The sequence below is a fragment of the Marmoricola sp. Leaf446 genome, from assembly GCF_001424755.1.
Taxonomy (GTDB): Bacteria; Actinomycetota; Actinomycetes; order Propionibacteriales; family Nocardioidaceae; genus Marmoricola.
The window spans coordinates 343113-365912 of sequence record NZ_LMRF01000002.1; the positions used below are offsets into that span (position 1 = coordinate 343113).

The following is a 22800-nucleotide window of genomic DNA, read 5'->3' on the forward strand; positions in this document are numbered from 1 at the left end:
TGCCGGGACCTTTACACGGACAGGACAGGACGGTCAGGGTACGACGAACCGGTACCGACGGAGAACCCGTCGGCCCGTCACGAAAGGTTCTCGGGAATGCACCTCCAACGACGGCGTGCCCGCACGCCCCTGCGCCGTACGGCGCTCCTGTCCAGCGTCGCGGCCCTCGGCCTGATCGCCACCGCCGGCCCCGTCCTGGCCCACGAGGGCGAGTCCTCGAGCGCCAGCCAGGCCGACCCCCGCTGCACCGACGCCGAGAAGAAGAAGCTGGCCAAGGCCGGCGACAACTTCGCCGCCGGCTGCCTGCCCGGCCAGGACTTCCGCAAGGTCGCCCCCAGCCAGGGGCAGCTCGCGCCGGGCCAGAGCGCCAGCAGCGCCAACATGAAGCTGGTCGCCAACGTGCCCAAGCAGGGCGCCTTCGCGGAGTCCTCGGCGTACAACAGCGACCTGGCCTTCAAGGGCGACTACGCCTTCGCCGGCAACTACAACGGCTTCACCGTCTTCGACATCAAGAACCCCAAGAAGCCCAAGGCCGTGACGCAGTTCCTGTGCCCCGGCGGCCAGGGCGACGTGTCGATCTCGGGCGACATCCTGGTCTTCAGCGTCGACTCCAGCCGCAGCAGCTCCTCGTGCGCCGACAGCACGCCGCAGCCCGCGACGGAGAAGTCGTCGTGGGAGGGCCTGCGCATCTTCGACATCAGCGACCCCAAGCGGCCCGAGTACGTCTCCGCGATCGAGACCGACTGCGGCTCCCACACCAACTCGCTCGCCCCGAGCAAGGACGGCAAGTCCGTCTACGTCTACGTCTCGTCGTACTCCCCGCGGGCGGACTTCCCCGACTGCCAGCCGGCCCACGACAAGATCAGCGTCGTGAAGATCCCGGCCGGTGCGCCGCGTGACGCCAAGGTCGTCAACGAGCCCGTCCTCTTCCCCGAGGGTGGCAACCCGGGTGGCAACGGCTCCAGCGCCACCACCGGCTGCCACGACATCACGACCTACCCCGCGAAGGACGTCGCTGCCGGCGCCTGCATGGGCGACGGCGTGCTGCTCGACATCAAGGACCGTGAGAACCCGAAGGTGACCGAGACGGTGCGCGACACCACCAACTTCGCGTTCTGGCACTCCGCGACCTTCAACAACGCCGGCACCAAGGTCGTCTTCACCGACGAGCTCGGCGGTGGCGGCAGCCCGACCTGCAACCCGGCCGTGGGGTCGACCAAGGGTGCCAACGGCATCTACGACATCGTCGCCGGCCAGCTGGAGTTCCGCAGCTACTACAAGATGCCGCGCACCCAGGCCGACACCGAGAACTGCGTGGCCCACAACGGCTCGCTGATCCCGGTCGAGGGCAAGGACGTGATGGTCCAGGCGTGGTACCAGGGCGGGACGTCGGTCTTCGACTTCACGAACTCCTCCAAGCCCACCGAGATCGGCTGGTTCGACCGGGGTCCGCTGTCGGCCACCGCGCTGCAGCTGGGTGGTTCGTGGTCGTCGTACTACTACAACGGCTACATCTACTCCAACGACATCCAGAAGGGCTTCGACGTGTTCGAGCTGCGTGACAAGCGCACCGACCCGGCCCGCAAGGTGAGGATGACCGAGCTCAACCCGCAGGCCCAGACCTCGTTCAACGGCTGATCTGCACCGCACGCACCGCGGCCCCCGGACCGAGCTGGTCTGGGGGCCGCGGTGCGTCCGCGGGTGGGTGCGTCAGGCGGCGCGCTGGCCGTCGTACGACGCGGCGGTGCTGGCCCGTGGCACGACGACGTGGACGGCGTTGCGCTCGACCCGGAAGTCCACCGGCGTGCCGAGGGCGACCTCGCCGTCGAGGTTGAACGGCTGCGGCACCGAGGTGTGCACCCGCACCCGGCGGGTGAGCAGGTGGTGGACGCGGTCGTGCTCCACGAAGCTGCCGTCCTTGAGCAGTCGCGCGATCGAGACGTGGTCGCGCAGCCGGCCGCGGGTGATGGCGTAGAGGTCGAGGGTGTGGTCGTCGACCGAGGCGCTGGGGGAGACCGCGTTGCCACCGCCGTAGTGCCGGCCGTTGCCGACCGCGACCTGCAGCAGGTCGTCGAGCTCGAGCGTCGGGTGGTCGCCGTCGGGGAACTCCAGGCGCACCGAGAACGGCTCGTGGTGGCGGTACGCCGAGAGCGTGGCCACCGGGTAGGCCAGCGGCCCGAGCCGGCGCTTGAGCCGCGCGCTGAGCCGCTCGGTCACGCCGACCGAGAGCCCGGTCGAGGCGACGTTGAGGAAGGGCCGCGACACCGCGGCGGTGCCGGGACCGAAGGCGCGCGCCCGGCCGAGGTCGACGTCGACGACCTTGCCGGTGCTGAGCGTGCGCACCGCCTCCTCGAGCACGCCGGGGATCTGGCAGGTGCGGGCGAAGTCGTTGGCGGTGCCGAGCGGCAGCACGCCCAGGGGGGTGCCGGTGCCGGCGACCTTGCCGGCGGCGGCGCTCAGGGTGCCGTCGCCGCCCCCGACGACCAGCAGGTCGGGCCCGGTCTCCAGCGCGGCGTCGAGGGCGGCGTCGAGCGCGCTGCCGACGGGCACGGCGTCGAGCCGGGCGTGGCCCAGGCCCGCGGCGGCGAGCAGGCGGCGTACCTCCTCGACGGCGTCGGCACCCCGGCGGGACGCGGTGTTGAGCACCACGCAGACACGGTCGCGGGCAGGGTCGGTGGGCATGCGTCCACGGTAGGCCGGGGGTGTGAGGACGCCGTGTGAGCGACCTGATGCGAGCCTGAGGACCGCGCTCGCCGACGGCTCAGGCGACGCGCTCGCGCCGGTCCCACAGCCGTACGCCGCGGCGCGCGGGCGCCGGGGTCGCCTGCGCGGCGCGCTGGGCCTGCTCGACCCGGTGCATCTCCTCCAGGGCCCGGTGGGCGGCCGCGCGACCGTCGGCGACGTGCTCGCGGGTCGCGGAGAAGTCGGTCATCCGCACACCCCGGTCGGGGGTGGTCATCCGGTGGACCGGGACCGACGGGCCGAGGTCGGCCTGCGGGCCGACCCGGATGGCGACGCCGAGGCTGGCGACGAGCACGTCGATCGGCGTACGACCTCGGGGGAGGCGGGCGGGGACGCTGGCGTCGAGCACGAACACGCGGGTGGGTGCCAGGTCGGCCGCGCCGGCCACGGGCACGTTGTCGGCCACGCCGCCGTCGACGTGCAGCCCGGGGTGGCCGCAGCTCGCCGGCAGCTCGACCGGGGCGAAGACCGCGGGGACCGCCGCCGAGGCCAGCAGCAGCCGGGCCAGGTCGCCGTGGCGGTGGTAGACCGCCCCGTCGCCGGCCAGCGGCGTGGTGACCACCCGCACCGGCGTCGGCAGGTCCTCGAGCCGGTCGACGGGCTTCCAGTCCTCGACCAGCCGGGTCAGGGCCGCCGAGGAGAACAGGTAGGGCCGCTGGCGGACCAGGTGTCCCACCCGGGTGAGCGTGCCACCGGGGAAGATGTCACGGGTGGTCAGCTGCAGCCACTTGCCGCGCAGCTCGCGCACCCGGTCGTGGGTCGGGTCGGCAGCGAGGTAGGCCGCGTTGAGCGCGCCCACCGAGGTGCCGACGAGCGCGTGGGGCACGATCCCGGCGTCGAGCAGCACCTCGAGCATGCCGACCTGGACCGCTCCGCGGGAGGCGCCACCGGAGAGCACGAAGACGTTGCGGTGCCCGGTGGGCGGCCCCGCCGGGGGCGGGGTCGTCGCGTGGACGTCGCCGGTCGCGCTCATCGCCCCTCCAGGTGGTCTCGTGTCCTGGCCGCGCATCGCGGACCCAGACCCATAGTGGCGTCTCCTATGTCCGTTTTGCTGGGAAACCCCGGGATTGGCCGAGCGGGCTGCTGTGCGCGCCGGAACGCCGACCGGGCTCGCGTCGTACGCCGGGTCAGCGCTGCTCGACCGGGCACCACCACGTGGTCCGGCTGCCGACCGTGGCCCGGGTCATCTCCGCGCCGCAGCGCGGACAGTGCCGACCGGCTCCCCGGTGGGGGACCACCTCGCCGGTGTGGACGCCGCCGAGCCGGATCGCGCGGCGGATGCCGGCCCGCAGCTCGCGCCGCAGCGCGTCGAGCTCCTCGGTGGACAGCTCGCCCGCGGGACGGCGCGGGTCGAGCCGGCTCTGCCACAGCACCTCGTCGGCGAGCAGGTTGCCGACGCCGGCCAGCACCGACTGGTCGAGCAGCCGCGCCTTGAGCGGTGCCGTGCCGCGGCCCACGCGCCCGCGGAACTCCTCCCGGCCGATCTCCCCGGCGTCGGGACCGAGCGCGTCGAGGTCGGGGTCGAGCCGGACCCGGCCGAGCCGCCGCTTGTCGAACAGGCGCAGCCGCCCGCCGTCGTCGAAGGTGAGCGTGAAGCGGTACCACTCCTCCTTGCGCACCCGGCCGGCCGAGCCGCCCTGGTGGTCGCCGCCCTCGACCTCGCTGTCGTCCGGCTCGACGACCAGGATCCGACCGCTCATCCCGAGGTGCAGCCCCAGCAGCGGACCGTCGCCCTGCCGCGAGCGCCGTCCGGTCGTCTCGCACCACATCAGCTTGCCGCGCCGGTGCACCGCGCGGATCCGGCGGTCGAGCAGCGCCTCGGCGATCTCGCCGGGTGCGTGCGGCCGGCACTCGTAGGTGTCGTGGTCGTCGACCTCGACGATGCGTCGGTCGAGCGCCCCGCGCTCGATGACCTGGCGGGCGGACTCGACCTCGGGCAGCTCGGGCACGCTCCCAGTGTGCCGACCTCACCCCACCCGGCATCCTGGACGCATGCGTGCGGTGGAGGTGCTGGTGACCGGCAAGGTGCAGGGCGTCGCGTTCCGGGCGTACGCCGCCCGTGAGGCCGAGCGGCTCGGGGTCGCCGGCTGGGTCCGCAACCGCAGCGACGGCACCGTGCACGCGCTCGTCGAGGGCGAGGAGGGTCCGGTCGAGGACATGCTCAGCTGGTTGCGCCGCGGCTCCCCGAGCGCCCGCGTGCACCACCTCGCCACCGTCGACACCGACCCCGCCGACCTCGTCGGGTTCACGGTCGAGGAGTAGCGAGCGCGCTGATTACCCGGACGTCCGGGTAATCAGTCACTTGACGTCTGTTGCAACGCCCGCCAAGTGACTGAGAAGGCCGTCCAGTCCCGGCCGGGAGCGGGCGGCCGCCCGGGCTCGCCAGGACCGCACGTGGTTGGGTCGTGCCATGGACGACCCCCTGGTGCACCAGCGGCAGCTCAGCGAGGAGGCGCGCGACGCGCACCTGCGGTGGCTCATCACCGCGCTCGACGTCGACCTGGTGCTCGACGTGGGTGCCAACCGGGGGCAGTTCGGGCGCGGCCTGCGCGAGGGCGGGTACGCCGGTCGGCTGGTCTCCTTCGAGCCCGCCGCCGCGCCCCGCAGCCGGCTCGAGGAGCTGGCCGCGGGAGACCCCGCGTGGGAGGTGCGGCCGTGGGCGCTCGGTGACGTCGAGGGCGAGGCGGTGCTGCACGCGGTCGACGAGGAGACCGAGCTGGGGTCGCTGCGCGAGAGCTCGGAGTTCGGGCGCGCCTGGAAGGACGTGATGTCGCGGACGCGCGAGGAGCGGGTCGCCGTACGCCGCCTCGACGCCGCCTGGGACGAGCTCGCCGGCGACGCCGCCCGGGTGCTGCTCAAGCTCGACACCCAGGGCTTCGACCTGGCCGCCTTCCGGGGCGCGGGCCCGCTGGTGCAGGCGGACGGCCCCGTGGTCGCGGTGCTGTCCGAGGTGGCCTGCCTGCCGATCTACGACGGCGTGCCGCTGCTGGCCGAGCACCTGCAGGAGTACGCCGCTGCGGGCTGGTCGCTCGCCGGGCTCTACCCCGTCTCCTTCGAGCGCGCCAGCCTGCGGGTGATCGAGCACGACGCCGTTCTCGTCCGCACGCCGCCGGACTGATCGACCCTCAGCCGAGGTCGGTCGGGAGCCCGCTGTCCAGGCACAGCACGTTGTCCTCGCTGTCCCTGAACCACGCGGCGTGACCCATCCCCTCGGTGAACGAGACGTCGCCGTCCCACTCCATGCCCGGGGCCTCGAAGTGCTCGAACCGCACGCCCTTCGCGGCGAGCTCCCGAGCGACGGCGGGGACGTCGTCGACGTGCCACTGCGCGATGGTGTGACCGGCCCGGCCGGCGTGCTCGGTCTGGTAGATCGTGAACACCGACCCGCGGCCGACGCGGTAGAGCAGGGCGACGCCCGACATCTCCTGGGCGGGGGTGACGCCGAGCTTGTCGGCGTAGAACGCGCGGGCCCGGGCGAGGTCGGCGGCGGGGATGTTGGCGGTGACTTCGGCCTGGTCGAGCATGGGGGTCCCTCCGGTGGGGGAGGCGCCGCCAGCATCCCGGGACCGTGACGCCGCCTCGGCGGTCATGGCCCACCCGACTCTCCCCTGGCCGTGCGAGCGCCACAAGGGCCCCGACCCACCGGTCTACCCCGGGGACGGACGGCGAAGGCCCGCCGGTCGCACGGACCGGCGGGCCTCCTCGGTGGTGGGCAGGGGCGGGGTCGAACCGCCGACCTTCCACTTTTCAGGCGGACGCTCGTACCAGCTGAGCTACCTGCCCTCACCAGGCTCCTGCGGCGGACCGGAGGAACCGAGACGGAACTGTACCGGACACCTCCGGCACGCCCGCAACCGTGTCCGGGGCGATCGCGGCACCCGTCATCGCGACGGCCGCCAGCCCCGGGTGCGCTCGTGCGCCAGCGCTGCGCGGGCCGCGTTGGCGCCGGGGGCGCCGTGGACGCCGCCGCCGGGGTGGGCCGAGGCGGAGGCCAGGTAGAGCCCGGGCACGCCGGCCTCGGCGCGACCCAGGCCGGGCACCGGACGCAGCACCAGCTCCTGGGAGATCCGCGAGGTGCCGCCGTTGATCGCGCCCCCCACCAGGTTGCCGTCGCGGGCCTCGAGCTCGTGCGGCCCGAGCACCCGCCGGGCGAGCACGGTGCTGCCGAAGCCGGGCGCCAGCCGCTCGATCCGCGCCTGCATCCGGTCGCCGAACCGCTCGAGGTCGTCGTGGTCCCAGCGGCCGCTGAGCTCGCCGGCGGCGTCGCTGCGGTGCTGGGCGGGCTGCGGCACGTGGGTGTAGGCCCACAGCGACTCGGTGCCCGCCGGCGACCGGGTGGGGTCGCTGGTGGTCATCTGGCCGGTGAGCAGGAACGGGTCGGACGGTACGACGCCCGCGGCGACCTGCTCGGTCACCTCGACCATCTGGGCGACGGAGTCGGCCACGTGCACGGTGCCGGGGGCGGCCGCGGGGGTGCTCGCCCAGGGCACCGGCGCCGACAGCGCCCAGTCGACCTTGACGGTGGAGGGGTCGAGCTGGAACCGCTTCATGCCCCAGCGCACCCGGCGCGAGACGTCGCGGGGCCGCAGCAGGTCGGCGTACAGGTGGGGGGCGACGACGCTGGCCACGACGGCCCGCGTCGCGTCGTACGTCGTCCCGGTGGCCGTGCGGACGGTCCGGGCCTGGCCGTCGCGCAGCTCGATGCCGGTGACGGGCGTGCCGAGCTCGACCCGGCCGCCCTTCTTCTCCAGCCGCCGGGCCAGCGCCGCGGTCAGGGCCCCCGCGCCACCGACGGGCACGGGGAAGCCGTGGACCTGCCCGGTCATGGTGAGCATCAGCGCGAACACGCCTGAGCCGATGCCGGTGAGCGGCAGGTCGGCGTGGCCGGCGTTGCCGGCGAGCAGGGTGCGCGGGGCGCGGCCGCCGAAGCGGCTCTCGCCGAGGCCGGTCACCGAGCGCAGCAGGTCGCCGACGAGCCGCGCACCCCCGGGGCCCGGGAGTGCGGTCAGGCCGCGCAGCCCGGCACGCACGGGTGGGAACGGGCTCAGCAGCGCCTCGACGATGTGGGGGCCGACGCGGTCCCACTCGCGGCACAGCTCCAGCCACGCCTCGCCGTCGCCGGGGTGCTGCTCGTCGAAGCGGGAGGCGGTGGCCTCGCGGTCGCGGGTCTGCAGCGCCCACTCGCCGTCGGGGAAGGGGTGGCCCAGCACCGCGGGGGCGTGGGCCCACTGCAGCCCGTGCTCCTCCAGGTCGAGACCGCGCACGACCGGGGAGGCGGCGGCGAGGGGGTAGAACGCGCTGAAGGTGTCCTGCACGAAGGCCGGGTGCAGCTCGCGGTCGCTGCGCACCGCGCCGCCGAGGGTGTCCTGGGCCTCCAGCACGACGACCGACCAGCCGGCGTCGGCGAGCAGGTTGGCGGCGACCAGCCCGTTGGGGCCGGCGCCGACCACCACCGCGTCGTACGTCGTCATCGGCGCTCGGCGAGGTAGGCGAGCCGGCGCAGCGTCTCGGTGTTGCGCCACGCGATCCCCGGGTCGGCCACCAGGCGGGGCACCAGGGCGCCCGGGCCGCTGACGGCCTCCTCCTCGATCGTGACGCGGGTGCCGGCGCCCTCGGGGACCAGCGTGAGGGTGACGCGGGCCTCGCCCATCGGCCAGCCGCGGGCGGTCAGGACCAGCTCGCGCGGCTCCTCGGAGGCGATCACCGACGTGGTGTCGTCCAGGAGCATCGGCCAGCTGCCCACGGAGTGGTGGAGCTTGGCGTCCTCGGCGGGCCAGGTCTCGTCGACCTCCCGCATCCGTGAGGCGCCCACGACCCACACGGGGTAGAGCCAGCCGTCGGCCAGCACCTCCCAGACCTTCTCGGGGGACACGGTCATCACGCGCTCGACAGTAGCCATGGGTGCGCGGTACCCGATGTGGCCGCTCGTCGTCGCGGTCCGCAGACGCCACGAGGGCGAGGTCATGGTGACCTCGCCCTCGTGGTGGTGGCGACCCCGACGGGACTCGAACCCGCGGCCTCCGCCGTGACAGGGCGGCGCGCTAACCAACTGCGCTACGGGGCCTCGTGCGACTTCGTTTTGCGAAGCCACGGAATGCTAACGCACGACCACGGCCAGCCTGAAATCGGCACCCCTCCGTGTCCGGCCGGGGAGTCAGGACCGCTCGGCGAGGGCCGTCAGCCGGGCGACGTACGCCGGCCAGTCGGGGTCGTCGGGGAGGTTCGTGGACCACGGCAGCATGCCCACGGCCCCGTCGACCTGCTCGCGCAGGACGTCGGCGTGCCCGGCGTGGCGCTGCAGGTCGACGACGGTGTGCACCATCACCTGGTGCAGCGTCACCTCCTCGCCTCCCCAGTGGGCGACGTGGCCGACGGCCTCGAGCGGCAGCGACGCGATCGTCTCGTCGGCGAAGGCCTGCACCCGCCGGTAGAGGTCGAGGATGCCGGCCGAGGACTCCTCGGCCGTGGCGTACCAGTCGGCCTGGGGGTCCGCCCCGTCGTCCGCGACGAGCTCCTCGGGCGTGGCCCAGGTCCGGCCGAAGGTGGGGCCGAAGTAGACCGCCTCGACGTTGAGGGCGTGCTTGACGATGCCGAGCAGGTTCGTGCCGGTGGGGGTCCGCGGCAGCCGTTGCTCCCGCTCGGAGAGGCTCTCGAGCTTCCAGACGAGCGCGTGCCGCGCTCCCCGGAGGTAGGTGGTGAGCACGTCCTTGGGGCTCGGGGGCATGGCGCCATCATGCCGCCGCCGGTCGGTCCGCGAGCACCCCCAACGGGATTCGAACCCGTGCTACCGCCGTGAAAGGGCGGGGTCCTGGGCCACTAGACGATGGGGGCCCGCCGCCCCGGAGGACGACGCGCAGAGTCTAGGACACCCCTCGGTCGGGAGGACCTCAGGCGTAGCCGAGCTCGTGCAGCGCCGCGTCGTCGATGCCGAAGTGGTGGGCGATCTCGTGCACCACGGTGATGCGCACCTCCTCGACGAGCTCCTCGGGCGTCTCGCACATCCGGGTCAGCGGTCCGCGGAAGACCAGGATCCGGTCGGGCTGGGCGAAGGTGTAGCTCGTGTCGCGCTCGGTCAGCGGGATGCCGTCGTACAGGCCCAGCAGCTCGGGCTCCTCGGCCGGCGGCTCGTCCTCGACGAGCACCACGACGTTGTCCATCAGCGCGGCCAGCTCGGGAGGTACGCCGTCCAGCGCTTCGCCCACCAGCTCCTCGAACTCGGTCTGCGTCGTCTCCAGCACGTGCTCAGTGTGGCCGGGGCGCCAAGCGGGTGGGGTGCGGCCGTGGCGGCGTACTCCGAGACGAAAAGCACCCCCAGAGAGCTCCCGGGGGTGCTTCTCGTCTCGGACTACCCGGTCGTGGTCAGGCCGCGACGGTGGTCTCCGAGCGCTCCCGGGCGGGGAGCGGGGTGGGGTTGACCTTGCGCGACAGGAAGTCGTTGGGCAGCGAGAGGCGGATCACCTTGTGCCACGCGGACGCGACCTGCTTGGGCAGCGAGCCGGTGGTGTAGGTCAGGCCGTAGCGCTCGAACAGCGCCTCCACCTTGGGCGCGATCTCCTGGTAGCGGTTGCTCGGGAGGTCGGGGAAGAGGTGGTGCTCGATCTGGTAGCTCAGGTTGCCGGTGGCGATGTGCATGGCGCGCGAGCCGGTGATGTTGGCCGAGCCGAGCATCTGGCGGACGTACCACTCGCCCTTGGTCTCGCCCTCGATCGACTTCTTCTCGAAGGTGGAGACACCCTCGGGGAAGTGGCCGCACATGATCACCGAGTGGGTCCACAGGTTGCGGCCCAGGTTGGCCACGAAGTTGGCGGCCAGGGTGTTCAGCGCGGAGGGGCCCGAGAGCAGCGGGTGGACGACGTAGTCCTTGGTGGCCTGCTTGCGGATCTTGCGCAGCGTCTGGCTCAGCTTGGCCTTGAACTCGGGCGTCTTGGTGCGCTTGCGCTTGATGTTCTTGCCCAGCTCGAGGTCGTACGCCGCGATGCCGTACTCGAAGAAGCACGCGTTGATGAAGTTCCACAGCGGCTGCGCGACGTAGAACGGCACCCACTTCTGGTCCTCGTCGACCCGCATGATGCCGTAGCCGAGGTCGTTGTCCTTGCCGACGACGTTGGTGTAGGTGTGGTGCAGCTCGTTGTGCGAGTGCTTCCACTGCTCGGCCGGGGAGGCGTTGTCCCACTCCCAGGTGGTCGAGTGGATCTTGGGGTCGCGCATCCAGTCCCACTGGCCGTGCATGACGTTGTGGCCGATCTCCATGTTCTCGAGGATCTTGGCGACCGTCAGGCCCGCGGTGCCGGCGATCCACGCCGGCGGGAACAGCGAGAACAGCAGCACGGCGCGCGAGCCGAGCTCGAGCTTGCGCTGCACGTCGATGACCTTGCGGATGTACGCCGCGTCGCTCTCGCCGCGGGCGGCGACGACCTCGGCGCGGATGGCGTCGAGCTCGCGGCCGATCTGCTCGATGTCCTCCGGCGTCAGGTGGGCGATCGGGTTCTCGGCGGTGGTCTTCTTCTGGAGCACGGTCATGGTGTTCTCCTTCGTGGTCGTGGGTCGAGCTGGGGGGTGACCCGGGGTCGGGGGGTCAGTGGTCGATGCGGCACGGGCCGGCGGCGGCCGAGATGCAGGTCTGGATGTTGACGCCGTCGCCCTCGACGGCAGTGGTGATGTCGCCGCTGCGCAGGTCGCGGACGACGCCCTCGCGCAGCGGGAGCACGCAGCCGAAGCAGACGCCCATCCGGCAGCCGCTGGGCATCAGCACGCCGGCGTCCTCGGCCTGGTCGAGGATGGGTCGGTCGCCGGTGGCCTCCAGCGCGATGCCGGACTTGTCGAAGCTGACGGTGCCGCCCTCGCCGGTGACCAGCGTGGCGACGCGGAACTGCTCGGTGAGCAGCTCCAGGCCGCGCTCGGCGTGGTGCGCGCCGAGGGCGTCCAGCAGGCCGGCGGGGCCGCAGGCCAGCGTGACGCGGGCGTCGAGGTCGGGCACCAGGTCGACGAGGTCGGCGACGTCGAGCACGCCGTGCGTGTCGTCGTACCGCGCGACCAGGGTGATCAGGCCGGCGCGGTCGAGCTCGCGCAGGTTGGCCAGGAAGATCGAGTCGGGCTCGGTCGGGGCGACGTGCACGACGGTGATGTCGTACGCCGCGCTCCGCGGCAGCGCGACGGCGCCGGAGTCGGTGACCGGGAACAGGTTGCGCAGCATCCCGATGACCGGGGTGATGCCCGAGCCCGCGGTGACGAAGAGGAACTTGCCGCCCTCGGGGGGCAGCACGAACTCGCCGGCGGCCTGCTCGAGGTGGACGAGCGTGCCGACGCGGGCGTCGTGGACGAGGTGGTTGCTGACCTTGCCCTCGGGGACGGCCTTGACGGTGACCGAGATCCTGCCGTCGGCGCGGGGGCCGTGCGTCAGGGAGTAGGCGCGCCACTGGCGGACGCCGTCGACGTCGATGCCGATCCGGACGTACTGGCCGGGCACGTGCCCGGCCCAGTCGGCACCGGGGCGGATCACGATGGTGGCCGCGTCGGCGGTCTCCGCGTGGATCGACTCGATCCGGCCCCGCAGGTCGGCGCCGCGTCGCAGCGGGTCGATGATGTCGAGGTAGTCCGAGGGCACCAGCGGGGTCGCGGCCAGCTCGGCGACCTTGCGGGCACCGTCCTTGAGCGACGTCATCCAGCGGGGGGTCCCCGGGCTGGTGAGTCGCACGAACGCAGTGGTGGTGGCCATGGCTCTACTCTTCGTGAGTCAGGGGTTAAAGTCATGAGCCTGCGGCGTGAATCGAACGCCTCGTCTTGTTCGTGAGGAACAAAAGATGGCACGACAGCGCACGCTCCGCCTCACCCGACGCACTGTCACCGACCTGCGTGCCTCCCTGCCGCAGGTGGCCGACCGGACGGTCTCGGCCATCACCGACGAGGTGCCGAGCTACTCCGAGGCCTTCACCGGTCACATGGGCGAGACCATCCGCGGCGCGGTCGAGCTGGCCCTCGGCGGCTTCCTGTCGCTGGCCGAGCGGTCCCGCGGCGCTGAGCAGTCGCCGACGGCCGTGGCGGCCGACGGGGCCTACCAGCTGGGTCGCGGCGAGGCCCGGAGCGGCCGGTCGGTCGACGCGCTGCTCTCGGCGTACCGCATCGGGGCGCGGGTGGCGTGGCGCGAGATGTCGACGACCGCGGTGGCGGCCGGGCTGGACGCCGAGAACGTCGGCCGCTTCGCCGAGCTGGTCTTCGCCTACATCGACGAGCTGTCCGCGGCCAGCGTCGCCGGGCACGGCGACGAGCGCGAGACCACCGGGCGGGTGCGGCAGCGGCTGCTCGAGCGGCTCGCGGCGCAGCTGCTCGCCGGGGCGGACGCCGAGGCCGTCGAGCGGGCGGCCGAGGAGGCGGGGTGGCCGGTGCCCGAGACGTTGACGGCGGTCCTCGTGCCCGACTCCCAGGCCCGCGCCGTGCTCGCGTCGCTGCCGCCGGAGACGCTCCAGGTGGCCGAGCCGGTCGAGGTCCACGGCGAGGAGGGGCTGGCGGTGCTGCTGGTGCCCGACGTCCACGAGCACCGGCGCGGCGCGCTGCTGCGCGCCCTGGAGCACCGCTCGGCCGTGGCCGGCCCGGCGCGCCCCTGGCCCGCGGTCGGCGCCTCGCTGGCGCGCGCGGTGCGGGTGCGCGAGCTGGGCCGGGGGCCCGACTCCGAGGCCCACCTCGCCGAGCTGGTGCTCTGCGCCGACGCCGTGGCGCTGGAGGACCTCCGTGCGCGGGTGCTCGCCCCGCTCCGCGAGCTGCGGCCCGGCAGCGCGGAGAAGCTGGTGGAGACGCTGCGCTCGTGGCTGCTGCACCAGGGCCGCCGCGACGCCGTGGCCGCCGACCTGTTCGTGCACGCCCAGACGGTGCGCTACCGGATGACGCAGGTGCGGGAGGTCCTCGGCGACCGCCTCGACGACCCGGTGGCGGTGCTCGAGCTCACCGTCGCCCTCGGCACCCTCGACCCCGAGGCATGGGCGGCGGAGACGGCCGACGACGCCGGCTGAGCAGCCTGCCTACAGCGCCGAGTGGACCAGGTCGCCGGCCACCCAGGTGGCGTCGGAGCGCACGGCGCGCAGCACCTTCGCCTGCTCGACGGGGTCGCCGGCCGGCAGCGGGTCGGTGTCGAGCAGCGCGAGGTCGGCGACGTCGCCGACCGCGACGGTGCCGCGCCCGTCGGTGCTGGCGGCCAGGGCCTCGGCCACGCTCAGGTGCTGCTCGGGGTGCCAGGCGTCCTCGTCGGGCGCGCCGCGGTGGACGGCGGCCGCGATCGCGAGCCAGGGGTCGAGCGGGGCGACGGGGGCGTCGCTGCCCAGCACCACCTCGACGCCGTCGTCGACGAACCAGCGCAGCGCGAAGCAGCGCTCGGTCCGGTCGGGCCAGATGGTCTCGGTGAGCAGCCGGTCGTCGATGAGGTGGGCCGGCTGCACGCTGGCGCGGACGCCCAGCTGCGCCATCCGGCGCGAGTCCTCGCGGCGCACGAGCTGGGCGTGCTCCACCGACCCGCGGACCCCGGTGGCCTCGAAGGCGTCCAGCGCCTGCCAGACGGCCGCGTCGCCGATCGCGTGCACGGCGACGTCGAGGTTGCTGCGACGGGCGTGGTCCAGCGCCCAGTGCAGCCCGGAGGCAGAGATGTTGGCCGCGCCGTGGCCGCCGCCGGCGTACTCCCGGCAGCACCAGGCCGTCCGGGTGTTCAGCGAGCCGTCGGAGATGATCTTCAGCGGCCCCATGGTGACCAGGTCGCCGCACTCGGGCAGAGGCTGGCCGGTCTGCATCCCGGCGGCGGAGAACTCGTCGAGGGTGTCGACGTAGGCCCCGACCCGGACGCGCAGCAGCGCCGCCCCGGCCTCGACGCGGGCGGGCCAGGCGCTGAAGGACTGGTCGAACTCGAGGTCGACGAGGCCGGTGACCCCGCGGGCCGCCGCCTCGCGCATCACGTGCAGGTAGGCCTCGGGGCTGGTGCCGTCGGTGCCGACCAGCCGCACCAGCCGGGGGTACGTCGCGAACCACTCGCCCTCGCTGACCATCCCCTCGCGCTCGGCCAGCGACAGCGCGCGCATCGCGACCCGGTTGAGCCAGGCGTGGTGGCCGTCGCCGGCGATGAGCACGACCGCCCGGTCGCCGGCGAGCTCGTCGAGCACCTGGGTGGTGGGCGGCTCGGACCAGGTGGCGGGCCGGTGGCCCCAGCCGACGACGGGGAGCCCGGCCACGGCGTCGAGCCGCTCGGCGACCTGGTCGAGCACCTCCTGCCGCGACCTCGTCGTGGTGAGGTCGAGCCGCTGGGCCGCGAGCGCCCACTGGCCGAGGTGCACGTGCTGGTCCCACAGGCCCGGCACCAGCCAGCGGCCGTCGGCGGCGACCTCGGGCAACCCCTCGGCGCGCAGCCCCTCGCCGACCTCGCGCACGCGGCCGTCGACGACCCGCACGTCGACCGGCCCCGGCGGGACGGCGGCTCCCGGGCCGACGGGCACGAGACGGGCGCGACGGAGCAGGAGGTCGGACATGGGGTGAACGCTAGAAGAGGGTCGCGGCGAGCGCGTATCCGGTGGTCGCCAGCAGCAGGCAGCCGCCCACCGTCGCTGCGGCGTACGCCGTCCCGCGCCGTGCCCCCAGGTCCACCGACTGCACCGCGAAGCTGGAGTAGGTCGTCAGCGCACCGCAGAACCCGGTGCCCAGCAGCGCCAGCACGTGGCCGCCCACGGCCGCCCCGACGAGGCCGCCCAGCACCAGCGAGCCGACCAGGTTGACCAGCAGCGTCCCGTGGGGCCAGCGGCCGTCCCAGCGGTGGGCGGCGAGCAGCCGCAGCGGGGCGCCGACCGCCGCCCCGAGGGCGACCAGCAGCGCGGTGCCCGCGGTCACCGGGCCGCTCCCCGCACGGCCCGGCTCACCAGCAGCACGGCCAGCAACGCACCCACCAGCGTCCCCAGCACGTACGCCGCCCCGGCGACCGGCCTCCCGGCGTCGAGGAGCACCACGGTGTCCACCGACGCGGCCGACATCGTGGTGAACCCGCCGAGGACGCCGGTGCCGAGCAGCGGAGCCGCCCAGTCGCGGCGGCGTACGACGGCCAGGGCGGGGAGGGCGGCCAGCAGCCCGCTGCCGACGACGTTGACGACGACCACGACCCACGGCAGCGCGCCGGGCGCCGCCGGCCACGCGAGCGTGAGCGCCCACCGCAGCAGCGCCCCGACGGCGCCCCCGACCGCCACGGCGAGCAGGTGGGAGGCAGGGAGCGGGGCGGACCCGCTCACGCCGTGGTGACGACCGACGTGGGGCCGTCCCAGGGCAGCGGGGCATCGCCGCGGCCCTGGCGCTCGAACTCGGTGAAGTACCAGTTCTGCAGCTCCACGATCACCTCGGGCGGCCGCAGCGCCAGCAGGTGCTCGTCGGCGAACTCGCGGTAGATCTCGACGTAGAGGTCCCGGAGCCGGGCCATCGTCACCGGCGCCGTCGCCGGCACCAGGTAGTCGAGGTCGACGGTCTCGAGGTTGTCGGCGATGGCCTGGTCGAGCGTGGAGACCCCGACGGCGACCCGTCGCTCGCGGTCGGCCTGCACGTAGGCGGCCGTCATCTCGTGGGCGAGCGGGTAGTTCTCGGGCGAGGTGAGCGAGAGCAGCCGCAGCTCGCGGCGGGTCTCGTAGTAGAAGGTGCGCAGCAGGCTGAACAGTCGCGGCGGCAGCCGCAGCAGGCGGATGTTCAGCTGCGGCTCGTCACCGGCCTCGGTGCTGTCCTCGAGACCGAAGTCGGGGTCGAAGTCGAAGATCTCGCCGGTGCGGCCTCCGTGGTCGCCGTCGCCCTGCGGCTCGAACCACACCGACTTGCTGCTGCCGTCGTGGGCCAGGTCGGAGCCCCAGCGGGCCGACATCATCGCCACCAGGTCGAGGCCGCGCCCGAACGTGGTGACGTTGAGGTCGTCGACGTCCTCGGGCTCCGGCGACATCTCCGAGCGCTGCGGCGGCACGGGGGAGGAGTCGACGACCTCGATGCGGGGGTGGTCGACGGTGCCGCGGATCCGCACCGACAGCGGCGGCTGGGAGTGGATCAGCGCGTTGGTGACCAGCTCGGAGACGCCGAGCGCGGCCGACTCGACGAGGTCGTCGCGGCCGATCTCCGCGAGCACGCGTGTGACCCACGAGCGCGCCAGCTTGACCGACGGGGGACTCGCGGGGAGGACGAGTGATCGCTTGGTCAGCGGCACCATCCCTCGCCTTCGCCCGCGACACGTGGAAGACGGTCGCCTGGTCGCGACCGCCCGCTGGAGTTCAGCGTAGGGGAACCGGCACTCCCGCGTCTCGGATCAGACCACCAGCTGGAGGACGGCGTTCTCGACCACCTCGGCCAGCGAGGGGTGGATCCAGTACTGGCCCCGCGCGAGGTCGGCCGGGCTGGTGCCCAGGCTCATCGCCTGCACGAGCGGCTGGAGCAGCAGGCTGGCCTGCGGACCGATGACGTGCGCGCCCAGGATGGTGCTGCCGTCCTCGCTCGCGACGAGCTTGAGGAACTCCTCGCCAGGGGTGCTCTCCATGGCCCAGCCGTAGGCCACGTCGGCGAAGTCCTGGCGCACCACGCGGTGGGCGACGCCCTGCTCGCGGGCCGCCTCCTCGGTGAGCCCGATGCTGGCGATCTGCGGCGACGTGAAGACCGCGCTGGGCACCGGCCCGAGGTCGTTGCGGCGCAGGTCGCCGGGGTGCAGCAGGTTGTGCTTGACGATCTTGGCGTCGTGGTTGGCGACGTGCTTGAGGGCGTGCGGGCTGCTCACGTCGCCCAGGGCGAAGATGCCGTCCACGGTGGTGCGCTGGTGCTCGTCGACGACCACCAGCCCGTCGTCCGTGACCTCGACGCCGGTGTGCTCCAGGCCCAGCCGGTCGGAGTTGGGCACCCGTCCGGTGGCCATCAGCAGCACGTCGGCCTCGACCTCCGTGCCGTCGGAGAAGGTCACGACGACGCCGTCGCCGCGGCGGGCGACCTCGGCCGGGCTGCGGTCCAGCCGCACGTCCCAGGCCTGCGAGGCCGCGGCGGTGAAGGCCAGCGAGATCTCGCGGTCGTGCGCCATCAGCAGCCGGGAGCCGCGCTGCACCTGGGTGACGTGGGTGCCGAGCGAGCTGAAGACGTGCGAGAGCTCCGCGGCCACGTAGCCCCCGCCCACGACGACCATCCGGGCGGGCAGCTCCTCGAGCCGCATCACCGTGTCGCTGGTGTGGAAGGGCACGTCGTCGAGGCCGGGGATGTCGGCGACCTGCACCCGGCTGCCGGCGGCGATCACGACGCGGTCGGCGGTGACCTGCTGGCCCTGGCCGGTGTCGAGGGTGTGGTCGTCGACGAAGGTGGCGTGGGACTCGAAGACGTCGACGCCGTCCTGGCCGCGGCGGTAGTCGCGACCGCCGGCCTCGATCGGGTCGATCCGGCCGAAGATGCGGTCGCGCACCTCACGCCAGCGCACCCCGTCGTACGCCGTGTCGACGCCGAGCTCGGGGGCGTGCCTCGCCGACCGGGCGAGGTCGGCGGGGTAGACGAACATCTTCGTCGGGATGCAGCCCACGTTGAGGCAGGTCCCGCCGAACCTCGCCTCCTCGAAGAGCGCGACGCGCCACCCCGAGAAGCTGTCGTCGACGATCGTGTTGCCGGAGCCCGTGCCGATGACGGCGAGGTCGTAGTGCGTCACCCGGCCATGGTGCCCGAGGGGTCCCACCCCGGCGCTGTGATGCACTCAACCACCCAGGATTGGTGGTAGCAGGACGCATCGGGGGAACATGGGTGTTATGGCTGACGTGAACACCACCACGAACGGGCGTCATCAGGTCGTCGTCATCGGCTCCGGCTTCGGCGGGCTCTTCGGGACCAAGGCCCTGCGCCGCGCCGACGTCGACGTCACCATGATCGCCAAGACGACGCACCACCTGTTCCAGCCGCTGCTCTACCAGGTGGCGACCGGCATCCTCTCCGAGGGCGAGATCGCGCCGGCCACCCGCGAGGTCCTCTCCGGCCAGGACAACGCGACGGTGCTGCTCGGCGAGGTCACCGACATCGACCTCGACGCCCGCACGGTCACCCACCACGTGCTCGGTCGGCGCACCGTCACCTCCTACGACTCGCTGCTGGTCGCGGCCGGTGCCGGCCAGTCCTACTTCGGCAACGACCACTTCGCCGAGTTCGCCCCCGGCATGAAGAGCATCGACGACGCGCTCGAGCTGCGCGGACGCATCTTCGGCGCCTTCGAGCTCGCCGAGGTGATGGCGGGCAAGGGTGACGACGTCGACCACCTGCTGACCTTCGTCGTGGTCGGCGCGGGCCCCACCGGTGTCGAGATGGCCGGCCAGATCGCCGAGCTGTCGCGCAAGACGCTGCGCAAGGACTTCCGCCACATCAACAGCCGCGACGCCCGCGTCATCCTCGTCGACGCCGCCAGCCAGGTGCTGCCGCCGTTCGGCGCCACGCTCGGCGAGAAGAGCAAGAAGGCGCTGGAGGACCTCGGCGTCGAGGTCCAGCTCGGCGCCATGGTCACCGACGTCGACGAGCGTGGCCTCGAGGTGCAGGACAAGAGCGGCCAGAAGCGCCGCATCGAGTCAGTCACCAAGATCTGGGCCGCGGGCGTGCAGGCGAGCTCGATCGGCAAGACCCTGGCCGAGCAGTCCGGCGCCTCGCTCGACCGCGCCGGTCGCATCGGCGTCAACCCCGACCTCACCCTCCCGGGCTACCCCGAGGTGTTCGTGGTCGGCGACATGATCGCGCTCAACAACCTCCCCGGTGTCGCGCAGGTCGCGATCCAGGGCGCCAAGTACGCCGCCAAGGAGATCAAGGGCCGGCTCACCGACCAGCCCGCCCAGAAGCCCTTCAAGTACTTCGACAAGGGCAGCATGGCCACGATCTCGCGCTTCGATGCCGTGGCACTGATCGGCAAGGTCAAGCTCAGCGGCTTCATCGCCTGGCTGATGTGGCTCGGGGTCCACCTGATCTACCTCACCGGCTTCAAGAACCAGTTCACCGCGCTGATCCACTGGGCCGTCACGTTCCTGTCCAACGACCGCTCCCAGCGCACCGCCACCGAGCAGCAGATCTTCGCCCGGATGGCGCTCAAGCGGCTCCCCAAGGGCGCGACCGAGCTGGTCAGCGAGCCCGGCACGTTCGGCAGCGACCAGCGTCGCGCGGAGCTCGAGGCGCAGGCGCTGGAGGAGGCCCGGCTCACCGACGCCGGCGTGCGGGGCCGCGCGAGCTGACCCTCGCGGGCGTGTCGTGCCCGATCCGGCGGGGATCGGGCGTCGGCTGGGCTTGACTGCCCCGATGAGCTCCTTCCCCCGAGCGGCTCGGCTGGCCGCCGTGCTCGCGCTCGCCGTCTCCGGCGTGTTCCTCCCGACCGTCGTCGAGGCGGCCCCGGTCGCCCGGTCGGCGACCGCCGGTGTCGCGGCGGTGCAGCCGCGCGTCGTACCCGGTCGGGTGCTGGTGCCCGCCGCGTCCGTGCAACGTCGTCGCGCGGCGATCGTGTTCGACAAGGACCCGGCCCGGCCGTTCCGGTCCCGGGTCCTCTGGCGCTCGTGGACCCGGGCCGGTGCCGGCGCCCCCTGGAAGCTGGTCGAGGAGGTGGCGTGGCGCGCCGGCTCGGGCACGGGGCCCCGGGGCACGGACAGCTGCGTGCGCAACGAGGGCTGGCTGCCCGACGGCGACTACTCGTTCGTGCAGCAGGACCAGCGCGACGGCAACTACATCGACGGCCGCGTCTTCCAGCTGGAGGACAAGCGGTGCCGCAACGGCACGCCGCGCCAGTCGCTGTTCATCCACTCCGAGCAGACCGTCACCAACGGGCAGTGCCGGGACACGCGTGGTGACCAGCGGTGCCGCTGGGAGGTGCCGATGTACAACGACTACCGCTCCGCGGGCTGCATCAAGATGTCGCCGGGCGACCTGGCCGCCCTGACCCGCCGCTTCCACCGCTACTACGACGCCGGCGTGCGCTACCCGACGAGCACGGTGAAGGTGCGCGTCACCGGCTGACTTCCCCGCGGGTCGTCACCGTGGTCCACTGGAGGGGCGTGCCAGCCCCGGACCCGGTCGGGACGCCTCCTCGAGAGACGACCGGGAGGGACGAGTGCGACCCCACACGCACCACACGCCGGAGGGCACCACGGCCCAGGAGCTCGCCGTCGGCTGGTACCGCCACCCCAGCCGGCCGCTGGAGCACCGCTTCTGGGACGGACGGGCCTGGACCGACTGGGACGAGCAGGCCGTGGCTCCGGCGGTGCCCCCGCAGCGCGAGGAGCGACCCAGCCCAGGTCAGACCTCCTGACGCTGCGACCCGTCCTCCGAGGACCCCGGCGGCGGCTCGGCGCGCGGGTCCGTGGACCGGATCGACGTCGCCATCACGGTCGCGGTGTGCGACCCGTCGCCGGGGAGCACGTAGTCGACGTGGGCCCACCAGGTCGCGCCCCGGCGGATCCAGGACCGCAGCTCTCCCGGGAGCCACCGCGTCCCGATGCGCACCTCCACGGCCGGTCGTCGTCCCGGCGCGAAGCCCAGGTAGGCGCGGTCCCCCATGTGGGGATCTTGCCCAGGTATGAGCGTTTTCACACGCTCTGGTGGGCCCCGTGGGACTCGAACCCACAACCCGCGGATTAAAAGTCCGCTGCTCTGCCCATTGAGCTAGAGGCCCGGTGCATGGAAGGAACTCAGGGAAGCAAGCAGGGAGCAACCCTGGGGAAGAACCCACACCGGGCGGAGCCTAGCGAGTGGCCCGGGGAGGGGCAGCGACACCGGAGACGGCCGCCGGTCGGGTTGGGCTCTGAGGCGACTGCTGCAGGAGGACATCCCCCTCCGCCTTCGCGACCCGCGCTGCCTTCCGCTTCTCGAGTCGTCCCACCGGCGCGAAGGAGGAGGACAGTGGACCCCATGCACCCGCCCCGACGCCGCAGCCTGCGACGGGCCCTGCATGTCGCTACCGTCGCCACGACGGCAACGATCCTGGCCGCGTGCACCGGCACGGGCACAGGCACCGATGACAGCGACAACACCGGCGGCACCGGCGGGGACCGGGTCGACGCGGACCGGATGGCCGAGGTCGCCGAAGACAGCGGCGCGACCGCCGACGAGATCGTCGACGCCGGCCGCCCGGTCGACGCCGCCACCGGACCCGACCGCACCCACCTGATCACCTACACCGTCGACCCGCCGACGAGCGAAGGACGCTCCGCCAGCGCGTGGCGCCTCTACGACCACCGCGGCCGCGACCTGGCCACCGGACTGTCCGAGGTCACCCTCGAAGGCGCCGCCACCCCGTTCGTGCGCGCGGTCGGCGACGGCTACCTCCTCATCGGCCCCGCCGGACGTGCCACGTTCCACATCACCGCGACCGGCACCGTCAGCCACGTCCGCGGCGCCACGTCGCGGCCCGCGGCCGCCGGTGACCTGGCCCCCATCTACGGCTCCGCCCGCCTGTACCGGCCCGAGGGCCGGATCATGTTCACCCCCACCCCCGCCGCCGGGGACTGGCAAGGGTGGGCGGTGGCCGCCGACGGCAGCGTGGTGCGCCAGCTCGGCTACGCCGACGGCGAGATCCAGTTCCAGCGCTCGGACGACGGCCGCAGGTGGGAACCCATCGCCGGGCACAAGACCACACCCCGGACCGTCATCCCCTCCCTGACCCTGACCGCCGTCGGCGACTACGTCGTCGCAGCCCTCACCACCGAAGGCTCGGACCTCGAGCACGCGACCCTCGACGGGCTCCTGGTGCGTCGTACCGACGCACCCTCCGACGCCGCCTGGGAGTTCCTGCCCACTGACGTCCCTGGCGACGCTGACTCCGGCGGGGACCGGTGGTGGGAGCCGGCCGTGCGCGCCCTCGACGACACGACCGTCGCCCTGGTGCCGACCGGCGACTCGGCCGCCAGCGGCACGTTCCTGGTCGACGTCACCACCCGCACGTGGACACGGCTGCCGGCACCAGGCACGGAGGGCGGCTGGGAGTACGAGTTCGAGGACGGTCGCATCTACGCCATCCACCCCGAGCGCAGCCACACGCGCGTCAGCACCGACCTCGGCGCGACCTGGACCCGACTCCCACACTGAAACCCCAGC

General features: G+C 73.2%; 24 protein-coding genes and 4 tRNA genes. 8 read left to right on the forward strand and 20 right to left on the reverse strand.

The annotated features are described in order from the left end of the window. Positions 1–96 precede the first annotated feature (96 nt). Complete coding sequence (locus tag ASG49_RS09655) at positions 97–1638, forward strand: LVIVD repeat-containing protein (protein ID WP_056540804.1); 1542 nt, start codon at positions 97–99, stop codon at positions 1636–1638. Positions 1639–1710: 72 nt separating this feature from the next. On the opposite strand, the gene ASG49_RS09660 is transcribed toward ASG49_RS09655, so the two are convergent. From ASG49_RS09660 to ASG49_RS09670, 3 genes are all read right to left on the reverse strand, one after another. Further along, entirely contained in the window at positions 1711–2682 is a 972-nt protein-coding gene (locus ASG49_RS09660; protein WP_056540807.1) for a YegS/Rv2252/BmrU family lipid kinase, read from the reverse strand. Positions 2683–2761: 79 nt separating this feature from the next. Further along, on the reverse strand, positions 2762–3715 hold the full coding sequence (locus tag ASG49_RS09665) for a patatin-like phospholipase family protein (RefSeq protein WP_056540810.1): 954 nt from the start codon (positions 3713–3715) through the stop codon (positions 2762–2764). A 154-nt stretch (positions 3716–3869) separates the two neighbouring features. After that, complete coding sequence (locus ASG49_RS09670) at positions 3870–4691, reverse strand: Fpg/Nei family DNA glycosylase (RefSeq protein WP_056540815.1); 822 nt, start codon at positions 4689–4691, stop codon at positions 3870–3872. Positions 4692–4734: 43 nt separating this feature from the next. Here ASG49_RS09670 and ASG49_RS09675 point away from each other — a divergent pair, with 43 nt between their 5' ends. Next, entirely contained in the window at positions 4735–5004 is a 270-nt protein-coding gene (locus ASG49_RS09675; protein ID WP_056540818.1) for an acylphosphatase, read from the forward strand. Between the two features lie 148 nt (positions 5005–5152). Further along, positions 5153–5860, forward strand: coding sequence for an FkbM family methyltransferase (locus ASG49_RS09680; protein WP_056540821.1), 708 nt, complete (start codon positions 5153–5155; stop codon positions 5858–5860). Between the two features lie 7 nt (positions 5861–5867). Here ASG49_RS09680 and ASG49_RS09685 read toward each other — a convergent pair whose 3' ends face one another. From ASG49_RS09685 to ASG49_RS09730, 10 genes are all read right to left on the reverse strand, one after another. Next, a complete protein-coding gene (locus tag ASG49_RS09685; RefSeq protein ID WP_056540825.1) occupies positions 5868–6266 on the reverse strand; it encodes a VOC family protein in 399 nt (132 codons plus the stop codon). Positions 6267–6448: 182 nt separating this feature from the next. After that, positions 6449–6525: transfer RNA gene (locus tag ASG49_RS09690), tRNA-Phe, on the reverse strand. 98 nt (positions 6526–6623) lie between these two features. Continuing rightward, positions 6624–8213 carry an NAD(P)/FAD-dependent oxidoreductase gene (locus ASG49_RS09695; RefSeq protein ID WP_056540828.1) on the reverse strand — a complete coding sequence of 530 codons (1590 nt, stop codon included), beginning with the start codon at positions 8211–8213 and terminating at the stop codon, positions 6624–6626. Continuing rightward, complete coding sequence (locus ASG49_RS09700) at positions 8210–8641, reverse strand: SRPBCC family protein (RefSeq protein ID WP_056541274.1); 432 nt, start codon at positions 8639–8641, stop codon at positions 8210–8212. Before ASG49_RS09700 ends, ASG49_RS09695 begins: the two co-directional genes overlap by 4 nt. Positions 8642–8729: 88 nt before the next feature. After that, a tRNA-Asp gene (locus ASG49_RS09705) sits at positions 8730–8806 on the reverse strand. Between the two features lie 90 nt (positions 8807–8896). Beyond that, entirely contained in the window at positions 8897–9466 is a 570-nt protein-coding gene (locus tag ASG49_RS09710) for a DinB family protein (RefSeq protein ID WP_056540830.1), read from the reverse strand. Positions 9467–9500: 34 nt separating this feature from the next. Next, positions 9501–9573, reverse strand: a tRNA-Glu gene (locus tag ASG49_RS09715). 56 nt (positions 9574–9629) lie between these two features. Continuing rightward, positions 9630–9980 (reverse strand): metallopeptidase family protein, encoded by a 351-nt coding sequence (locus tag ASG49_RS09720; protein ID WP_056540833.1) that lies wholly within the window; start codon positions 9978–9980, stop codon positions 9630–9632. Positions 9981–10101: 121 nt separating this feature from the next. Next, on the reverse strand, positions 10102–11262 hold the full coding sequence (locus tag ASG49_RS09725) for an acyl-CoA desaturase (protein WP_056540835.1): 1161 nt from the start codon (positions 11260–11262) through the stop codon (positions 10102–10104). Between the two features lie 55 nt (positions 11263–11317). Beyond that, positions 11318–12457 (reverse strand): ferredoxin reductase, encoded by a 1140-nt coding sequence (locus ASG49_RS09730; protein ID WP_082533990.1) that lies wholly within the window; start codon positions 12455–12457, stop codon positions 11318–11320. 85 nt (positions 12458–12542) lie between these two features. Between ASG49_RS09730 and ASG49_RS09735 the strand changes: the two genes are divergently transcribed. Continuing rightward, positions 12543–13745, forward strand: coding sequence for a CdaR family transcriptional regulator (locus ASG49_RS09735; RefSeq protein WP_056540838.1), 1203 nt, complete (start codon positions 12543–12545; stop codon positions 13743–13745). 9 nt (positions 13746–13754) lie between these two features. Here ASG49_RS09735 and ASG49_RS09740 read toward each other — a convergent pair whose 3' ends face one another. The 5 genes from ASG49_RS09740 to ASG49_RS09760 all read right to left on the reverse strand — a co-directional run bounded on the left by ASG49_RS09740 (position 13755) and on the right by ASG49_RS09760 (position 18400). Then, positions 13755–15242, reverse strand: coding sequence for an amidohydrolase (locus ASG49_RS09740; RefSeq protein ID WP_056540841.1), 1488 nt, complete (start codon positions 15240–15242; stop codon positions 13755–13757). A gap of 10 nt (positions 15243–15252) precedes the next feature. Next, on the reverse strand, positions 15253–15597 hold the full coding sequence (locus tag ASG49_RS19090; protein ID WP_056540844.1) for a CrcB family protein: 345 nt from the start codon (positions 15595–15597) through the stop codon (positions 15253–15255). After that, positions 15594–15989, reverse strand: a complete 396-nt coding sequence (locus tag ASG49_RS19095) for a CrcB family protein (protein WP_200936264.1) — start codon at positions 15987–15989, stop codon at positions 15594–15596. Before ASG49_RS19095 ends, ASG49_RS19090 begins: the two co-directional genes overlap by 4 nt. Beyond that, the gene (locus ASG49_RS09755) at positions 15986–16936 is read right to left on the reverse strand and encodes an ATP-binding protein (RefSeq protein WP_162244512.1); all 951 of its coding nucleotides are present in this window, start codon (positions 16934–16936) and stop codon (positions 15986–15988) included. Before ASG49_RS09755 ends, ASG49_RS19095 begins: the two co-directional genes overlap by 4 nt. Before the next feature lie 99 nt (positions 16937–17035). Then, positions 17036–18400, reverse strand: a complete 1365-nt coding sequence (locus ASG49_RS09760) for a mycothione reductase (RefSeq protein ID WP_056540849.1) — start codon at positions 18398–18400, stop codon at positions 17036–17038. 106 nt (positions 18401–18506) lie between these two features. On the opposite strand from ASG49_RS09760, the gene ASG49_RS09765 reads away from it, so the two are divergent. The 3 genes from ASG49_RS09765 (at position 18507) to ASG49_RS09775 (ending at position 21016) form a co-directional block, all read left to right on the forward strand. Next, positions 18507–19952 (forward strand): NAD(P)/FAD-dependent oxidoreductase, encoded by a 1446-nt coding sequence (locus ASG49_RS09765; RefSeq protein WP_235562005.1) that lies wholly within the window; start codon positions 18507–18509, stop codon positions 19950–19952. Between the two features lie 64 nt (positions 19953–20016). Then, positions 20017–20724 carry a hypothetical protein gene (locus ASG49_RS09770; RefSeq protein WP_056540857.1) on the forward strand — a complete coding sequence of 236 codons (708 nt, stop codon included), beginning with the start codon at positions 20017–20019 and terminating at the stop codon, positions 20722–20724. Positions 20725–20818: 94 nt separating this feature from the next. Then, positions 20819–21016 (forward strand): hypothetical protein, encoded by a 198-nt coding sequence (locus ASG49_RS09775; RefSeq protein ID WP_056540860.1) that lies wholly within the window; start codon positions 20819–20821, stop codon positions 21014–21016. Here the strand turns inward: ASG49_RS09775 and ASG49_RS09780 are convergent. Together ASG49_RS09780 and ASG49_RS09785 are read right to left on the reverse strand one after the other, a co-directional pair. Further along, positions 21004–21264 carry a hypothetical protein gene (locus ASG49_RS09780; RefSeq protein ID WP_056540862.1) on the reverse strand — a complete coding sequence of 87 codons (261 nt, stop codon included), beginning with the start codon at positions 21262–21264 and terminating at the stop codon, positions 21004–21006. The genes ASG49_RS09775 and ASG49_RS09780 overlap by 13 nt on opposite strands. Positions 21265–21303: 39 nt before the next feature. Next, a tRNA-Lys gene (locus ASG49_RS09785) sits at positions 21304–21379 on the reverse strand. A gap of 395 nt (positions 21380–21774) precedes the next feature. Here ASG49_RS09785 and ASG49_RS09790 point away from each other — a divergent pair. Next, complete coding sequence (locus ASG49_RS09790; RefSeq protein WP_156384266.1) at positions 21775–22791, forward strand: hypothetical protein; 1017 nt, start codon at positions 21775–21777, stop codon at positions 22789–22791. Positions 22792–22800 lie beyond the last annotated feature (9 nt).

Excerpts from the sequence above, each read along its gene's own strand:
- ASG49_RS09660 (WP_056540807.1), bottom strand. The coding sequence starts at position 2,682 with ATGCCCACCGACCCTGCCCGCGACCGTGTCTGCGTGGTGCTCAACACC.
- ASG49_RS09770 (WP_056540857.1), top strand. The coding sequence starts at position 20,017 with ATGAGCTCCTTCCCCCGAGCGGCTCGGCTGGCCGCCGTGCTCGCGCTC.
- ASG49_RS09730 (WP_082533990.1), bottom strand. The coding sequence starts at position 12,457 with ATGGCCACCACCACTGCGTTCGTGCGACTCACCAGCCCGGGGACCCCC.
- ASG49_RS09710 (WP_056540830.1), bottom strand. The coding sequence starts at position 9,466 with ATGCCCCCGAGCCCCAAGGACGTGCTCACCACCTACCTCCGGGGAGCG.
- ASG49_RS09740 (WP_056540841.1), bottom strand. The coding sequence starts at position 15,242 with ATGTCCGACCTCCTGCTCCGTCGCGCCCGTCTCGTGCCCGTCGGCCCG.
- ASG49_RS09680 (WP_056540821.1), top strand. The coding sequence starts at position 5,153 with ATGGACGACCCCCTGGTGCACCAGCGGCAGCTCAGCGAGGAGGCGCGC.
- ASG49_RS09735 (WP_056540838.1), top strand. The coding sequence starts at position 12,543 with ATGGCACGACAGCGCACGCTCCGCCTCACCCGACGCACTGTCACCGAC.
- ASG49_RS09685 (WP_056540825.1), bottom strand. The coding sequence starts at position 6,266 with ATGCTCGACCAGGCCGAAGTCACCGCCAACATCCCCGCCGCCGACCTC.
- ASG49_RS09725 (WP_056540835.1), bottom strand. The coding sequence starts at position 11,262 with ATGACCGTGCTCCAGAAGAAGACCACCGCCGAGAACCCGATCGCCCAC.
- ASG49_RS09675 (WP_056540818.1), top strand. The coding sequence starts at position 4,735 with ATGCGTGCGGTGGAGGTGCTGGTGACCGGCAAGGTGCAGGGCGTCGCG.
- ASG49_RS09790 (WP_156384266.1), top strand. The coding sequence starts at position 21,775 with ATGGCCGAGGTCGCCGAAGACAGCGGCGCGACCGCCGACGAGATCGTC.
- ASG49_RS09700 (WP_056541274.1), bottom strand. The coding sequence starts at position 8,641 with ATGGCTACTGTCGAGCGCGTGATGACCGTGTCCCCCGAGAAGGTCTGG.
- ASG49_RS09695 (WP_056540828.1), bottom strand. The coding sequence starts at position 8,213 with ATGACGACGTACGACGCGGTGGTGGTCGGCGCCGGCCCCAACGGGCTG.
- ASG49_RS09665 (WP_056540810.1), bottom strand. The coding sequence starts at position 3,715 with ATGAGCGCGACCGGCGACGTCCACGCGACGACCCCGCCCCCGGCGGGG.
- ASG49_RS09655 (WP_056540804.1), top strand. The coding sequence starts at position 97 with ATGCACCTCCAACGACGGCGTGCCCGCACGCCCCTGCGCCGTACGGCG.
- ASG49_RS09780 (WP_056540862.1), bottom strand. The coding sequence starts at position 21,264 with ATGGGGGACCGCGCCTACCTGGGCTTCGCGCCGGGACGACGACCGGCC.